We start from the raw sequence: 14,737 nt of genomic DNA, 5'->3' as shown, positions 1-14,737 counted from the left end.
CGGAGGACACGATGGGTAACCCACTGAAGAAGACCATGGTGTATCTCGGCCTCGCCGACGAGGAAGGGGTCTACGAAGAGGAGAGTGCGCCAGCACCCGCCCGCGCCACGCGCGAACGTGAGCGCGAGCGCGACCACGAGGAGCAGGCGCCGGCCCCGGTCACTCCGCTGCGGCGTCCGACCGCGGTGCGCCAGCCTGCCGGCGGTGCGGTCAACGAGATCCTCACCGTGCACCCCAAGCAGTACCGCGATGCACAGCTCATCGCCGAGAACTTCCGTGACGGCGTGCCGGTCATCATCAACCTCTCGCAGATGAGCGATGCCGACGCGCGCCGCCTGATCGACTTCGCCAGTGGTCTGTCGATCGGGCTGTACGGACGCATCGAACGCGTCACGAGCAAGGTATTCCTGCTGTCGCCCGAGAACATCTCGGTGTCGGGGCAGGGTGGGATCGCACAGGCGGACTCCGCCTCGTTCGACTCCTGATCCGTGGCGACCGTTCTCAGCATCGTCGGCGGCATCGTCGACCTGGTGCTGACGCTGTACATCCTCGTGCTCATCGCCCGGCTGGTGCTGGACTACATCCCGCTCTTCAACAGGGAATGGCGCCCGAAGGGGGCGGGCCTGGTCGCCGCCGAGCTGGTGTACACCGTCACCGATCCACCCATTCGCTTCTTCCGCAGACTCGTTCCGCCGTTGCGGCTCGGCACGATCGCGCTCGACTTCGGATTCATGCTGACGATGATCAGCGTGCTCATCCTGATGTCGATCGTGCGGGCGCTCACCTGACCACACGCGGAGTGGCATCGTCGCGCCGCACAGACAGGGCGGCTATGCTTGGCTCCCAGGCGCGAACCTCCGGGCGCGCGCACACTGAACCGTTGCGCCGGCTCTCACCGACTGGCAGCCGAACTCATCGAAAGAGGAGCCACCCATGGCACTGACCCCGGATGACGTCGTCCACAAGGAGTTCCAGCACGTCCGCTTCAAGGACGGCTTCGACCCGGAAGAGGTCGACGACTACCTTGACGAGATCGTCGTCGAATGGCGTAAGACTCTCGAAGAGAACAACGACCTGAAGGCCAAGCTCGCGGCGTTCGAGTCCGGCGCAGCCGCCGCTCCGGCCCCGGCCGCACCCGCCGCTCCGGCGCCCGTCGACGCCGCGTCGGCGACCGGCACCTCGGCCGGCATCATCGAGCTGGCGCAGCGCCTGCACGACGAGCACATCGCCGAGGGTGAGGCCAAGCGTCAGCAGCTCATCTCTGAGGCTGAGGCTGAGGTCACCCGCATCCGCACCGAAGCGCAGGCGAAGCAGCGCGAGGAGTCCGCACGCCTGGAGCGCGAGCGCAACACCCTCGAGGCGCGCATCACCGAACTGCGCGAGTTCGAGCGCGACTACCGCGGCAAGCTCCGCGCGATGATCGAGGGCCAGCTGCGCGACCTCGACCAGAAGTCGAGCACCGACTCGACGCCTGTCTCGGCCATCGGCCTGTAGGTCACTCTTGACAGGACGTCGTCCCCTTCGCAGGTCGGCGGCCGGTGCGATCGTCGCGGTTCTCGCGATCGTCGTACTGGCCGCCGATCAGTTCGTGAAGCAGCTCACCGTGCAGAACATGTCCGAGGGGGAGCGCATCCCCGTACTCGGTGAGTTCTTCGAACTGCTCTATGTGCGCAACCCGGGCGCAGCGTTCTCGCTGGGCAAGGAGCACACCTGGATCTTCACGATCGCCCTTGCCGTCGTCGCGGGCGTCGTCATCTGGAAAGCATTCGGGCTCCAATCCAGGCTGTGGGCCGTCGTTCTCGGCTGCCTGCTCGGCGGCGTGCTCGGGAATCTCACCGATCGGCTGTTCCGCGCCCCCGGCTTCCCTGTCGGCGAGGTCGTCGACATGCTCTCGCTGCCCTGGATGATGCCCGCGATCTTCAACGTCGCCGACATCTTCATCGTGTCAGGCATGATCTCGGTCGCTCTGCTGGTGCTGATCGGCCTGCGTTTCGACGGCACGCGCGACCGCGACCACGAACGTGCCGCTGCTGAAGCTGATGAGGGCGCCGAAGTCCCGGCATCCGACGGCGCGGCCAAGCCCGCCACCCCCGAGAGCTGATCATGCAGTCCCGGAGCCTTCCCGTTCCCGACGGGCTCGACGGCGCGCGCGTCGACGCGGCCCTCGCGAAGATGCTCGGCTTCTCGCGCACGTTCGCCGCGGAGGTCGCCGAGGCCGGCGGCGTCACACTCGACGGCGCGCCGTTGGGCAAGTCCGACCGGTTGCGTGCCGGCGGATGGCTCGATGTCAGCTGGAGTCCCAAAGAGGAACCGCGGATCGTGCCGATCGCGGTGCCAGAGCTCGGCATCGTGCACGATGACGACGACATCGTCGTGGTCGATAAGCCCACCGGCGTCGCAGCACACCCCTCGCTGGGCTGGGAAGGTCCCACGGTCGTCGGTGCCCTGGCAGCCGCCGGATTCCGGATCGCGACGACCGGCGCGCCCGAACGGCAGGGCGTCGTCCACCGGCTGGACGTCGGCACCAGCGGTCTGATGGTCGTCGCGAAGACGGAGTCGGCGTACACGGCGCTCAAGCGCGCGTTCAAGGAACGCACGGTCGAGAAGATCTACCATGCCGTCGTCCAGGGGCATCCCGACCCGCTGAGCGGCACCATCGACGCACCGATCGGCCGGCACCCGAACCACCAGTGGAAGTTCGCCGTCGTGCCGGATGGCAAACCATCGGTGACCCACTACGAGACACTTGAGGCCTTTCCCGGCGCGTCGCTGCTCGAGATCCATCTGGAGACCGGGCGTACCCACCAGATCCGCGTCCACATGGCAGCGCACCGACACCCCTGCGTTGGCGACCCGCTCTACGGGGCGGACCCGACGCTGTCGGCGCGCCTGGGGCTCACGAGGCAGTGGCTGCACGCGCATCAGCTGGCGTTCACCCACCCGGCGACCGGGGAGTGGGTGCAGTTCGAATCTCCCTACCCGGAAGACTTCCAGCACGCCCTGCGCGTGCTCGATCCGGGGCGCTGACCTGGCGTCAGCGCGGCGCGCGACCGCCGCGGAAGTGCGCCGGGTCGTCTTCGGCCATCGCCAGGGCGATCTTGCGCACATGCGCGTCATCGACGTCGCCCATCGCGGCGAGGTCGTAGAACCCGACCTCGGTCAACTCCCCGTCGGCGGGATGCGGATCCCCCGACACCCAGGAGCAGCGGAAGACGATGTCAAGGTAGTCGACCTGATCGCCGTTGGCGTAGGTCACCCGTGGCACCTGCTGCACCAGCGCCAGTCGGTCGACCGAGACGACGATGCCCGCCTCTTCCAGACACTCCCTCGCGGCGGCATCCGCCGGCTCCTCGCCGGGCTCGACGATCCCGGCGATGGTCTGCCACGCGCCGTTGTCGGCGCGCTTGCCCAGCAGCACTTTCTCATCGCGGAACACCACCGCGGTGGTGCCGACGAGGGCGAGCGGAGCGGTGCCGATGTGCTCGCGCAACGCGAGGACGAAATCCGGAGTGGCCATGCTCTCAGAGTAACGGCGACGCGGCACCGGGGTCGGATGCCGCGGGTAGGCTCGAGGCATGGCATCCGATTCCTTCGTGCACCTGCATGTCCACAGCGAGTACTCGATGCTGGACGGTGCCGCGAAGCTCGCCTCGATGACCCAGGCCGCCGCCGACTACGGCATGCCCGCGATCGCGGTGACCGACCACGGGAACACCTTCGCCGCGTTCGAGTTCTACAACGCGGCCAAGTCCGCCGGCGTCAAGCCGATCATCGGGCTCGAGGCGTACGTCACCCCGGGCACGCACCGCAGCGACAAGTCGCGCGTCGCGTGGGGTTCCCCCGACCAGAAGAGCGATGACGTCTCGGGCTCCGGCGCGTACACGCACACCACCATGTGGGCGGAGAACACGGCCGGGATGCACAACCTCTTCCGGCTCAGCTCTCTCTCGAGCATCGAGGGGTACTACTTCAAGCCGCGCATGGATCGCGAGCTGCTGCAGACCTACGGCAAGGGGCTGATCGCCACCACGGGGTGCCCGTCCGGCGAGATCCAGACCCGTCTGCGGCTGGGCCAGTACGATGCGGCACGCGCCGCCGCCGCCGAGTTCCAGGACATCTACGGCAAAGACAACTACTTCGCCGAGATCATGGATCACGGGCTGTCGATCGAGCGTCGGGTGATCACCGATCTGCTGAGGCTGTCGAAGGACCTCGGAATCCCGCTGGTCGCGACCAACGACTCGCACTACACCCACCAGCACGAGGCCGATGCCCATGAAGCGTTGCTGTGCGTGCAGTCGGGGTCGACGATGGACGATCCGAACCGCTTCAAGTTCGACGGCGACGGCTACTACATCAAGACGGCGCAAGAGATGCGCCAGCTGTTCCGCGACCACCCTGAGGCGTGCGATAACACGCTGCTGATCGCCGAACGCTGCAACGTCGAGTTCGACACCTCTGCCAACTACATGCCGCGCTTCCCCGTTCCCGACGGTGAGACCGAGGAGAGCTGGCTGGTCAAGGAGGTCGAGGCGGGTCTGCATTACCGCTACCCGAACGGCATCTCAGACGCCGTGCGCCAGCGTGCCGAGTACGAGACCGGCATCATCCTGCAGATGGGGTTCCCGGGCTACTTCCTCGTCGTCGCCGACTTCATCAACTGGGCCAAGGACAACGGCATCCGTGTCGGACCGGGGCGTGGCTCCGGTGCCGGATCGATGGTCGCCTACGCCATGAAGATCACCGACCTCGATCCCATCGAACATGGTCTGATCTTCGAGCGGTTCCTCAACCCCGACCGCGTCTCGATGCCCGACTTCGACGTCGACTTCGATGACCGTCGCCGCGGCGAGGTCATCGAGTACGTCACCGAGAAGTACGGCTCCGAACGCGTGGCGCAGATCGTCACCTACGGAACCATCAAGTCGAAGCAGGCTCTCAAGGATGCCGGTCGAGTGCTGGGCTTCCCGTTCAGCATGGGGGAGCGTCTGACCAAGGCGATGCCGCCGCCCGTGATGGGCAAGGACATGCCGCTGAGCGGTATGTACGACAGCGCACACCCGCGGTACAAGGAAGCCAGCGAGTTCCGCGCCCTGATCGACACCGATCCCGAGGCCAAGACCGTCTTCGACCGTGCGATCGGCCTGGAGGGGCTGAAGCGGCAGTGGGGCGTGCACGCCGCCGGTGTGATCATGTCGTCCGAGCCCCTGCTCGACATCATCCCGATCATGAAGCGCGAGCAGGACGGTCAGATCGTCACGCAGTTCGACTACCCGTCGTGTGAGGCGCTCGGCCTGATCAAGATGGACTTCCTCGGGCTGCGCAACCTGACGATCATCTCGGACGCGCTCGACAACATCCGCATGAACCGCGGCGAAGAGATCGACCTCGAACACCTCGAGCTCGATGACCGTGCCGCCTACGAACTGCTCACCCGGGGCGACTCACTCGGCGTCTTCCAGCTCGACGGCGGGCCGATGCGCGCCCTGATGCGCCTGATGCGCCCCGACAGCTTCGAGGACATCTCGGCACTCATCGCGCTGTACCGCCCGGGGCCGATGGGGGCGAACTCGCACACGAACTACGCGCTCCGCAAGAACGGGCAGCAGCCGATCACCCCCATCCACCCGGAGTTCGTCGAATCACTCGCCGACATCCTGGAAGAGTCCTATGGCCTCATCATCTACCAGGAGCAGGTGATGGCCATCGCCCAGCGCGTTGCCGGGTTCTCGCTCGGCCAAGCGGACATTCTGCGCCGCGCGATGGGCAAGAAGAAGAAATCCGAGCTCGACAAGCAGTTCGCGGGCTTCCACGCCGGCATGCAGGCCAACGGGTACTCGGACGAGGCCGTCAACGCGCTGTGGGAGATCCTGCTGCCGTTCTCGGACTACGCCTTCAACAAAGCACACTCCGCCGCGTACGGCGTGGTGTCGTACTGGACGGCCTACCTGAAGGCCCACTACCCGGCCGAGTACATGGCGGCGCTGCTGACCAGCGTCGGCGACTCCAAGGACAAGATGGCGCTCTACCTCAACGAGTGCCGCCGCATGGGCATCCGCGTGCTGCCGCCCGACGTGTCGGAATCAATCAACTTCTTCGCCGCCGTCGGGGAGGACATCCGCTTCGGGCTCGGTGCCGTGCGCAACGTCGGCAGCAACGTCGTCGACGGTATCGTCGGCGCGCGCGAGGAGGGGCCGTACACGTCGTTCCACGATTTCCTGAACCGTGTGCCGATGCATGTCTCGAACAAGCGCACTGTCGAGTCGTTGATCAAGGCCGGCGCGTTCGACTCGATGGGTGACACGCGGCGCGCGCTCGTAGAGATCCACGAGGATGCCGTTGAGGCCGCTGTCGACCGTAAGCGCAACGAGGCCCAGGGGGCCATCGGCTTCGACTTCGACAGCCTGTACGACGACATCGAGGGTGCGCCGCCGGCCAAAGTGCCGGAGCGTCCCGAGTGGATCAAGAAGGACAAACTCGCCTTCGAGCGCGAGATGCTCGGGCTGTATGTGTCGGATCATCCGCTCGCGGGTCTCGAGGTGCCGCTGGCCAAGCACGCCTCGATCTCGATCCACGACCTGCTCAACTCGGAGGACATGCAGGACGGTGATCAGGTCACCGTCGCGGGTCTCGTCACCAGCGTGCAGCACCGGGTCGCCAAAGCCAGCGGAAACCCCTACGGCATGATCACGGTCGAGGACTTCAACGGCGAGGTGACGGTCATGTTCATGGGCAAGACCTACACCGAGTTCCAGCACACGCTGCAGCAGGACGCGATTCTCGCCGTGCGCGGACGGGTCTCGCGTCGCGACGACGGGCTCAACCTGCACGCGCAGTCGACGTTCACACCGGATGTCGGTTCGTTCGATGCCGCGGGACCGCTCGCTTTGCTGGTCGCCGAGCAGCGGGCCACCGAGCGGGTGATGAACGACCTGGCGATGGTGCTGCAGCGCCATGCCGGTGAAACCGAGGTGCTGCTGCGCGTGCACCGTGGCGGTACCGCAAAGGTGTTCGAGGTGCCGATGCCCGTGAAGATCTCGGCCGACCTGTTCGGCGATCTCAAGTCGCTGCTCGGCCCGACCTGTCTGGGATGAGCGACATCGCGCAGCACACCGCCAGTCGGGGTCGATAGGATCGTTTCTCGCGTGCGAACCGACCACGACGCCTGCAGCGACGAAAGGACCTGTTCGATGAGCCACGACACCCCGAATCTTCCGCCCAGCGACGGGCCGCTCGCGGGCGTGCCCGCGAGACTCAGTGACTCCGAGCGTGTCGAGGACGTCGACGGAGCCGTGCTGTACGAGGACCAGGTGCAGCCCGAGACGGGCGTCTTCGGGTTCACGTTGCGTGAGCTTCTGATCATCGGCACCTGGTTTGTCGCCTTCGTCGTGTCGTTCTTTCCCGTCGGAATCGTCGGTGGCTCGATCTGGACCACGGGAATCGGGTGGATCCTGACGATCGGTGTGCCGACGGTCGCCGTCTTCCTGGTCGTGCTGCGCAGGCTCTCGCCCGACGGCATCCGCCGCGTTGGTTCGCTCGGGATTGACCAGTTCGCCTCGGTCGCCGCATCCGCGGCCGCGGTCTCGTGGGCCCAGTTGCTCTGGTCTCAGGTGGCCGTCACGATCGGCACGGGCGTGTACGCCGTCGGCTGGGTCGTGATTGTGGCGCAGCTGGCACTGGCCGGGATGGTCGTCGTGACCGTGTTCGCTCCGCTGATTCCCGGGCTGCGCGAGGACTTCGAGGGGCGGATGGAGACGCTCGCCCACCGCAATGCGAACCCTGTTCGTCCGGTGGTCGCCCGCGCGCCGCGCGTGCGTTCCATGAACACCGCGGATGCTGCGGATGCCGGTGAACCCGCCGTCGAGAACGCCGCCGTCGAGGACGAAGCCATTGCGGAGCCTGAGGCCACGGCCGGCGAGGTCGATGCTGCCGACACTCCGGTTAGGGAAGCCGAATCACTCGATGCGACGCGCTCCCTCCACATCGATGGCTCGGATCAGGTCGCGATATCCGACGAGACGCCGACGACGGCATCCGACGACACTGAGGTGCCCTTCGATGAGGTGCCTCAGGCGGACCACCAGAATGACCACCACACGGATCCGGTCGGCGTGCTCGAGCAGATCTTCGCAGATGACGTCGAGACGACGGTCGACCGGCCGTTCACCGGCGCGGCCGGCGCCGGCACCACCGCCGGGGCCGCTCCCGGACCCGTGGGAGCCGAGCCGTTCTGGGTTCTCGCAGCAACAGAGCGGGACGTTCTCGATGAACGCGGTCACACGCTGTTCCGGGTGGGCCCGCACGCGTGGACACTCGTCATCGAGGACCGCGGGGGCGCCTACGTCGTCCGCCATGAGGACGGGCGGATCGGCTACCTGCACGACATCACCGACATCACAAGAGGCTGAGCACATGCGCACCATCGATCTTCGCGGGCAGCAGCTCGCACCCGCCGACCTGCTCGCCGCTGTGCCGCGAGCGACTCAGGCGCGCAGCGAGGCGCTCGAGACCGCGGCGCGCATCGTCGAGGACGTCCGCGTGCGCGGCGAGGCAGCGTTGCGCGAGCAGGCCGAGCGCTTCGACCGTGTCACCGGACACGCCATCCGTGTGCCAGCCGAGCACCTCGCCGAGGCTGCCGAATCCGTCGACCCGGCCGTGCGGGAAGCCCTGACCAAGGCCATCTCGCGTGTGCGCAGGGCGTCGGCCGCACAGGTACCGGAGCCGCGGGTCACCGAGATCTGGCCGGGAGCACGCATCGCGCAGCGCTGGCAACCGATCAACCGGGCAGGCGTCTACATTCCCGGCGGCAAGGCACCGTTGGCGTCCAGTGTGATCATGAACGTCGTCCCCGCGCAGGTTGCGGGTGTGCGCTCGATCGCCCTCGCCTCGCCGCCACAGGCCGGTCACGAGGGGCGTGTGCACCCGACGATCCTCGCCGCCGCCGCGCTGCTGGGCATCGACGAGGTCTACGCCATCGGGGGAGCCGGAGCCATCGGCGCGCTCGCCCACGGCGTCGCCGACCTCGGTCTCGATCCCGTTGACGTCGTCACCGGCCCCGGCAACAACTACGTGGCCTCGGCCAAACGCGCCGTCGCCGGTGTCGTCGGCACCGATTCCGAGGCGGGCGCCACCGAGATCCTCATCGTCGCCGACGCCGCCGCCGATCCGCGCCTCATCGCCGCCGACCTCATCAGTCAGGCCGAGCACGACGAGCAGGCCTCGGCCGTGCTGGTCACCGACTCGTCCGAGCTCGCGCAGCGCGTCGCCGACGAGGTCGCCCGGCAGGCAGCATCCACCACCCACGCCGCGCGCGTCGCGGAAGCACTGGCGGGCCCGCAGTCGGCGATCGTCCTCGTCGACGACCGCGCGATGGCCGAGGCCTTCAGCAACGCCTATGCGCCCGAACACCTCGAACTGCACCTGAGTGACGCCGCCGCAGCCGCCGAGCGCTTCACCAGCGCCGGTGCCGTCTTCGTCGGCGACCAGACCCCGGTCAGCCTCGGCGACTACCTTGCCGGCAGCAACCACGTGCTGCCAACCGGGGGACAGGCGCGCTACGCCCCGGGGCTGGGCGCGTACACGTTCCTGCGTCCGCAACAGGTCATCGAGTACGACCACGCCGCGCTCTCCGAAGTACGTGCCGGTGTCGTCGCCTTGGCCGCGGCCGAACTGCTGCCCGGCCACGGCGACGCCGTCGAAGCGCGGTTCGCCGAACCCACCGGCGGCCACGAGGTACGCTGAGGGATCATGCACTGCCCGTTCTGCCGTCACCCGGACTCCCGTGTCATCGATTCGCGCACCAGCGACGACGGGCTCTCCATCCGCCGTCGGCGGCAGTGTCCGGAATGCGGGGGGCGCTTCTCGACGACCGAAACGGCGAGCCTGGTCGTCATGAAGCGCTCGGGGGTCATGGAGCCCTTCAGCCGCGACAAGGTCATCACGGGTGTGCGCAAAGCGTGCCAGGGACGCCCGGTCACCGAGGCCGACCTCGCCGTGCTCGCCCAACGCGTCGAGGAGGCCGTGCGGCAGACGGGTGTGTCGCAGCTCGATCCCAATGAGATCGGTCTCGCGATCCTCGGGCCGCTACGCGAGCTCGATGAGGTCGCGTACCTGCGATTTGCCAGCGTGTACCAGCAGTTCGATTCGTTGGAGGACTTCGAATCGGCGATCGGGTCGCTCCGGGCCGACCGTGCCGCGGCAGAGCAGGAGTCGACCGGGCGGTAGCCTTGGCAGTGATGTATTCACTGTTCTTCCGCCACCTCCTCACGCGCTTCGACCCGGAGTTCGCTCACCACGCCGCCATGGCGGTCATCCGCGTGGTCGGCGCGCGCCCGTTCTCGTGGGCGGCCCGTGCGATCACCGCTCCGACGCCTGAGCAGCAGGTGCACGCACTCGGTCTGACCTTCCCGTCGGCGTTCGGTGTCGCCGCGGGCTTCGACAAGAACGCCGTGGGTGTGCGCGGCCTGGACGCGCTCGGGTTCGGTCACGTCGAGATCGGCACCGTGACGGCCATTCCGCAGGACGGCAACCCCAAGCCGCGGCTGTTCCGTCTGGTGCCCGACCGTGCCGTGATCAACCGGATGGGCTTCAACAACGAGGGAGCGGATGCTGCCGCACGGCGCCTACGGAAGCTGCGCCGCCGCGCACCCCGTGCGGTCATCGGCGTCAACATCGGCAAGAGCCGCGTGGTCGAGGTCGAGGATGCTGTCGCCGACTACGTCGCCTCGGCATCGAAGCTGGCACCCCTTGCGGACTATCTCGCCGTGAACGTGTCGTCGCCGAACACCCCCGGTCTGCGCGGTCTGCAGGCCGTCGAGACGCTGGCACCGCTGCTGCGCGCCGTGCGGGAGGCCGCCGGGTCGACGCCGTTGCTGGTCAAGATCGCACCGGACCTACCGGATGATGAGATCGAGGCCATCGCACGTCTGGCCGTCGATGAGGGCCTCGCGGGCATCATCGCGCACAACACCACGATCGCCCGTGACGGCCTGCGCACAGATGCTGCCGTCGTCGAGGCGGCGGGTGCGGGCGGGCTGTCGGGCGCACCGCTGAAGGAACGCTCACTCGAGGTGCTCGCGGTCGTCAAGGCCGCCGTTCCGGCTGATTTCTGCGTGATCGCCGTCGGGGGAGTGGAGACGGCCGAAGACGTGCAGCGCCGACTGGACGCCGGCGCGACCCTGGTGCAGGGCTATACGGCGTTTCTGTACCAGGGGCCGCTGTGGGCGCGGCAGATCAACCGCGGCCTCCGCGCGATCACGCCGGGCGCTGGCCGCGCTTGACCTGAGGCTTCGGCAGGCGCATGAAGCGCATCTGCAGGGCGCGCATCGCCGCGTACCAGCCCAGGCCCTTCTCGCGGCGGTCGGCGCCGAACTTGGCGTCGATCTTGCGCTTGACGCGGAAGTTCAGCAGCACCATGTCGCCGATCGCCAGCAGCATGTACGCCCAGAGAGCGACCATGGCGTAGATCTGCACGGCAGGGATCGGCACCAGGTTGAGGATGATCACGACAAGCATCGCGGCCATCAGCCACTCGGAAACGTGCCAGCCGGAATCCACGTAGTCGCGCACCCAGCGGCGCTGCTCACCCTTGTCGCGCGCCGGAAGGTAGCGGTCCTCACCGTTCTCCATGCCGATGCGCGCACGTTCGCGTCGCGCCTGCAGGTCGGCCTTCGCCGCCGCACGGGCCTCCTTGGTGTTCGCGACGAGCGGGCGCCGGTTGGCGGCTTCGCGCTCGGCGCGCGTCGGAGTGGCGCGCCCCTTGCCGACGGCGGGCGTCTCGGGGGCGTCGTCGTTTGCTGCGGGCATGGGCTTGGACACGTTCGACCTCAGTTCGGTATCGGGTTCGTCTTAAGATTACTCGCATGACCTCGTCCTCATCGCAGGCTCTGCCAGCATCCGAATCCGCTGTCCTCGACGCCGTCGCTCTCGGCGTCCCCGCCGCACTGTCTGACCTCGGCGCTCTGGTGCGCATTCCCGGCGTCGCGTGGCCGGCTTTCGATCAGACCCAGCTCGAGCGCAGCGCGGATGCTGTCGCGGAGCTCGCCCGAGGCACCGGCGTCTTCGACGACGTGCGCGTGCTGCGCGCACACGTCGACGACACCGACGAGCTCGGCCAGCCCGCCGTGCTGGCCACCCGGGCCGCGCGAAACGGAAAGCCGACGATCCTGTTGTACGCCCACCACGACGTGCAGCCCCCGGGGGATGACGAGCTGTGGGAGACGCCGCCGTTCGAGCCGACGGTACGCGATGGTCGGCTGTACGGTCGCGGAGCCGCGGACGACAAAGCGGGCATCATGGCGCATATCGCCGCGCTGCGCGCGGTCAGCGAAACCCTGGGCGACGACTTCGATCTCGGGGTGAACCTGTTCATCGAGGGCGAGGAGGAGTACGGCTCCCGTTCGTTCGCCCGGTTCCTGCGCGACAACGCCGATGCCCTGCGGGCGGATGCCATCGTCGTCGCCGACTCCGGCAACCTCGACTCGCACACGCCGGGCCTGACCGTCTCATTGCGGGGCAACGCCCGCTTCACCCTGACGGTGCGCACGCTCGAGCACGCCTCGCACTCGGGGATGTTCGGTGGAGCCGTACCCGACGCGATGATGGCGGCGGTCACGCTGCTGGCGACGCTCTGGGACGCCGACGGGGCGGTCGCGGTCTCCGGGATGGGCGCGCGGGATGCCACCACACCGGCGTACACGGAGCAGACGCTGCGCGAGGAGACCGGGCTGCTGCCCGACGCCACCCCTGTGGGGCGCGACGACATCTTCGGACGCATCTGGAACAAGCCGTCCATCACGATCACCGGAATCGACGCGACCAGCGTCGCGCAAGCATCCAACACGCTCCTTCCCGAGGTCAGCGTCGTCATCAGCGCGCGCGTTGCGCCGGGACAGGACGCGGCCGAGGCGTACGCCGCGATCGAGTCGCACCTGCGTGCCCACGCGCCGTTCGGCGCAGAGCTGACGTTCTCGGACGTCGACCTGGGCGACGGATTCCTGGTCGACACCTCCGGCTGGGCGGTGGAGCTCACACGCGGCGCCATGGCAGACGGTTATGGGGCGGAACCGGTCGATCTCGGAATCGGAGGATCTATCCCGTTCATCGCCGACCTCGTGCGCGAGTTCCCGGCCGCCCAGATCCTCGTCACCGGTGTGGAAGACCCGCACTCCCGGGCGCACAGCCCGAACGAGTCCTTGCACCTGGAGACGTTCCGCAACGCCATCCGCACCGAGGCACTGATGCTGACGCGGATGAACGACCGCGACGCGGCATCCTGACGCGACCGGGGCGGGCGGGCTGGGCCCGCCCGCCCCGCAGGCACCGGCGGTAGGATCGAGCATGTGCAGCAGGCCGTGCTGCCGATTGCAAGGAGTTGAGATGACCGACACCACCCTGACCTCGGAGAGCACCGCTGCGCACGGTGTCTCCCTCACGTCCGCGGCAGCTCAGAAGGTGAAGAGCCTTCTCGAGCAGGAAGGGCGCGACGACCTGCGACTGCGTGTCGCCGTCCAGCCCGGTGGATGCTCCGGACTGATCTACCAGCTCTATTTCGACGAGCGTTACCTCGAGGGCGACGAGACGGTCGACTTCGACGGCGTCGAGGTGATCATCGACAACATGAGCATTCCGTACCTGGACGGCGCGTCGATCGACTTCAAGGACACGATCTCGGAGCAGGGCTTCACGATCGACAATCCCCAGGCCGCAGGCAGTTGCGCGTGCGGTGACAGCTTCCACTGAGCCCGGCCAACCTGCGTGGTTGGCATGAATAGGGTGTGAGATTGCCCTAGACTTGAATTCGCTCCTGTCCGAGATCTGAAAGGTGCATCGTGCCCTCGAAACGCCGCCTTCGTTGGGCTGCTATCCCGCTGGGAGTAGCAGCAGCTGTGGTTCTGGCGGGATGTACTCCCACCGAACTGCATGGGTTCCTCCCGGGCTTCGTAGAAGACGGCACTGCCGCAACGAACCAGACCGAGCGCGTCGCTGGTCTGTGGGTCACCTCGTGGATCGTTCTGCTCATCGTCGGCCTCATCACGTGGGGTCTGATGGGGTGGGCGGTCGTCATGTACCGCCGTCGCAAGGGTCAGACCGGTCTGCCCGTGCAGCTGCGCTACAACATGCCGATCGAGATCCTCTACACGGTGATCCCGCTGATCCTCGTGCTGGCGATGTTCTTCTTCACCGCGCGCGACCAGACCGCGATCGAGACCCAGTGGTCCGATGACGAGGTCGACGTCGAGGTCACGGCGATCGCCAAGCAGTGGGCTTGGGACTTCCAGTACGACGGTGAGGCAGAGGACAACTCCGACGCCGTTTGGACCATGGGTACGCAGGCGCACCCGGACGAGGCGGGCGACTTCGACCGCGAGCAGCTCCCGACGCTGGTGCTGCCGGTCGACAAGAAGGTCAAGATCGACCTCCAGTCGCGCGATGTCGTGCACTCCTTCTGGATCATCGACTTCCTGTACAAGAAGGACATGTACATCGGGAAGGACAACTCCTGGTCGTTCATCCCGACCCGTGTCGGCGAGTTCGACGGCAAGTGCGCCGAGCTCTGCGGCGAGTACCACTCGATGATGCTCTTCAACGTGAAGGTCGTGGAGCAGGACGAGTACGACGCCTACATCGAGACGCTGCGCGCCGAGGGCAACACCGGCGACATCACAGACTCCTACGATCGACTCAGCAATCTCCCGGGCACCGGCGCGAGCACGGACGCCGAGGAAGAGGAGTAAGC

General features: G+C 67.4%; 15 protein-coding genes. 13 read left to right on the top strand and 2 right to left on the bottom strand.

What is annotated here, in order from left to right:
- Positions 1 to 11: 11 nt before the first annotated feature.
- From JF543_RS10865 to JF543_RS10845, 5 genes are all read left to right on the top strand, one after another.
- On the top strand, positions 12 to 485 hold the full coding sequence (locus tag JF543_RS10865; RefSeq protein ID WP_179410537.1) for a cell division protein SepF: 474 nt from the start codon (positions 12 to 14) through the stop codon (positions 483 to 485).
- Positions 486 to 488: 3 nt separating this feature from the next.
- Entirely contained in the window at positions 489 to 788 is a 300-nt protein-coding gene (locus JF543_RS10860) for a YggT family protein (RefSeq protein WP_179410538.1), read from the top strand.
- A gap of 145 nt (positions 789 to 933) precedes the next feature.
- The gene (locus JF543_RS10855; protein WP_206824051.1) at positions 934 to 1,494 is read left to right on the top strand and encodes a DivIVA domain-containing protein; all 561 of its coding nucleotides are present in this window, start codon (positions 934 to 936) and stop codon (positions 1,492 to 1,494) included.
- A gap of 7 nt (positions 1,495 to 1,501) precedes the next feature.
- Positions 1,502 to 2,101, top strand: coding sequence for a signal peptidase II (gene lspA, locus JF543_RS10850; protein WP_206824050.1), 600 nt, complete (start codon positions 1,502 to 1,504; stop codon positions 2,099 to 2,101).
- Positions 2,102 to 2,103: 2 nt separating this feature from the next.
- On the top strand, positions 2,104 to 3,027 hold the full coding sequence (locus JF543_RS10845; RefSeq protein ID WP_179410541.1) for an RluA family pseudouridine synthase: 924 nt from the start codon (positions 2,104 to 2,106) through the stop codon (positions 3,025 to 3,027).
- A 7-nt stretch (positions 3,028 to 3,034) separates the two neighbouring features.
- On the opposite strand, the gene JF543_RS10840 is transcribed toward JF543_RS10845, so the two are convergent.
- Entirely contained in the window at positions 3,035 to 3,517 is a 483-nt protein-coding gene (locus JF543_RS10840; protein ID WP_179410542.1) for an NUDIX hydrolase, read from the bottom strand.
- A 58-nt stretch (positions 3,518 to 3,575) separates the two neighbouring features.
- Between JF543_RS10840 and dnaE the strand changes: the two genes are divergently transcribed.
- From dnaE to JF543_RS10815, 5 genes are all read left to right on the top strand, one after another.
- Positions 3,576 to 7,094, top strand: coding sequence for a DNA polymerase III subunit alpha (dnaE, locus tag JF543_RS10835; protein WP_206824049.1), 3,519 nt, complete (start codon positions 3,576 to 3,578; stop codon positions 7,092 to 7,094).
- A 96-nt stretch (positions 7,095 to 7,190) separates the two neighbouring features.
- A complete protein-coding gene (locus tag JF543_RS10830) occupies positions 7,191 to 8,408 on the top strand; it encodes a hypothetical protein (RefSeq protein ID WP_242519441.1) in 1,218 nt (405 codons plus the stop codon).
- A 4-nt stretch (positions 8,409 to 8,412) separates the two neighbouring features.
- A complete protein-coding gene (hisD, locus tag JF543_RS10825; RefSeq protein ID WP_206824048.1) occupies positions 8,413 to 9,741 on the top strand; it encodes a histidinol dehydrogenase in 1,329 nt (442 codons plus the stop codon).
- A 6-nt stretch (positions 9,742 to 9,747) separates the two neighbouring features.
- The gene (gene nrdR / locus JF543_RS10820) at positions 9,748 to 10,224 is read left to right on the top strand and encodes a transcriptional regulator NrdR (protein ID WP_179410545.1); all 477 of its coding nucleotides are present in this window, start codon (positions 9,748 to 9,750) and stop codon (positions 10,222 to 10,224) included.
- Positions 10,225 to 10,235: 11 nt separating this feature from the next.
- Complete coding sequence (locus JF543_RS10815; protein WP_206824348.1) at positions 10,236 to 11,279, top strand: quinone-dependent dihydroorotate dehydrogenase; 1,044 nt, start codon at positions 10,236 to 10,238, stop codon at positions 11,277 to 11,279.
- Here the strand turns inward: JF543_RS10815 and JF543_RS10810 are convergent.
- Positions 11,254 to 11,805, bottom strand: a complete 552-nt coding sequence (locus JF543_RS10810) for a DUF3043 domain-containing protein (RefSeq protein ID WP_179410546.1) — start codon at positions 11,803 to 11,805, stop codon at positions 11,254 to 11,256. The two genes, JF543_RS10815 and JF543_RS10810, sit on opposite strands and share 26 nt — an antisense overlap.
- Positions 11,806 to 11,861: 56 nt before the next feature.
- Here JF543_RS10810 and JF543_RS10805 point away from each other — a divergent pair, with 56 nt between their 5' ends.
- The 3 genes from JF543_RS10805 to ctaC all read left to right on the top strand — a co-directional run bounded on the left by JF543_RS10805 (position 11,862) and on the right by ctaC (position 14,735).
- Positions 11,862 to 13,277, top strand: coding sequence for a dipeptidase (locus JF543_RS10805; protein ID WP_206824047.1), 1,416 nt, complete (start codon positions 11,862 to 11,864; stop codon positions 13,275 to 13,277).
- A 100-nt stretch (positions 13,278 to 13,377) separates the two neighbouring features.
- Positions 13,378 to 13,740, top strand: coding sequence for an iron-sulfur cluster insertion protein ErpA (gene erpA / locus JF543_RS10800; RefSeq protein ID WP_179410548.1), 363 nt, complete (start codon positions 13,378 to 13,380; stop codon positions 13,738 to 13,740).
- An 89-nt stretch (positions 13,741 to 13,829) separates the two neighbouring features.
- Positions 13,830 to 14,735 carry an aa3-type cytochrome oxidase subunit II gene (ctaC, locus tag JF543_RS10795; protein ID WP_206824046.1) on the top strand — a complete coding sequence of 302 codons (906 nt, stop codon included), beginning with the start codon at positions 13,830 to 13,832 and terminating at the stop codon, positions 14,733 to 14,735.
- The last annotated feature ends 2 nt before the right edge of the window (positions 14,736 to 14,737 follow it).

This window comes from Microbacterium esteraromaticum (genome assembly GCF_017303215.1).
In the GTDB taxonomy this organism is placed as follows: domain Bacteria; phylum Actinomycetota; class Actinomycetes; order Actinomycetales; family Microbacteriaceae; genus Microbacterium; species Microbacterium esteraromaticum_C.
This window is presented reverse-complemented; position numbering and strand designations above follow the sequence as displayed.

What these genes read in the sequence shown, in the direction of transcription:
- JF543_RS10865 (WP_179410537.1), top strand. Translation starts at nt 12, where the DNA reads ATGGGTAACCCACTGAAGAAGACCATGGTGTATCTCGGCCTCGCCGAC.
- JF543_RS10855 (WP_206824051.1), top strand. Translation starts at nt 934, where the DNA reads ATGGCACTGACCCCGGATGACGTCGTCCACAAGGAGTTCCAGCACGTC.
- JF543_RS10845 (WP_179410541.1), top strand. Translation starts at nt 2,104, where the DNA reads ATGCAGTCCCGGAGCCTTCCCGTTCCCGACGGGCTCGACGGCGCGCGC.
- JF543_RS10840 (WP_179410542.1), bottom strand. Translation starts at nt 3,517, where the DNA reads ATGGCCACTCCGGATTTCGTCCTCGCGTTGCGCGAGCACATCGGCACC.
- dnaE (WP_206824049.1), top strand. Translation starts at nt 3,576, where the DNA reads ATGGCATCCGATTCCTTCGTGCACCTGCATGTCCACAGCGAGTACTCG.
- JF543_RS10830 (WP_242519441.1), top strand. Translation starts at nt 7,191, where the DNA reads ATGAGCCACGACACCCCGAATCTTCCGCCCAGCGACGGGCCGCTCGCG.
- hisD (WP_206824048.1), top strand. Translation starts at nt 8,413, where the DNA reads ATGCGCACCATCGATCTTCGCGGGCAGCAGCTCGCACCCGCCGACCTG.
- nrdR (WP_179410545.1), top strand. Translation starts at nt 9,748, where the DNA reads ATGCACTGCCCGTTCTGCCGTCACCCGGACTCCCGTGTCATCGATTCG.
- JF543_RS10815 (WP_206824348.1), top strand. Translation starts at nt 10,236, where the DNA reads ATGTATTCACTGTTCTTCCGCCACCTCCTCACGCGCTTCGACCCGGAG.
- JF543_RS10810 (WP_179410546.1), bottom strand. Translation starts at nt 11,805, where the DNA reads ATGCCCGCAGCAAACGACGACGCCCCCGAGACGCCCGCCGTCGGCAAG.
- JF543_RS10805 (WP_206824047.1), top strand. Translation starts at nt 11,862, where the DNA reads ATGACCTCGTCCTCATCGCAGGCTCTGCCAGCATCCGAATCCGCTGTC.
- erpA (WP_179410548.1), top strand. Translation starts at nt 13,378, where the DNA reads ATGACCGACACCACCCTGACCTCGGAGAGCACCGCTGCGCACGGTGTC.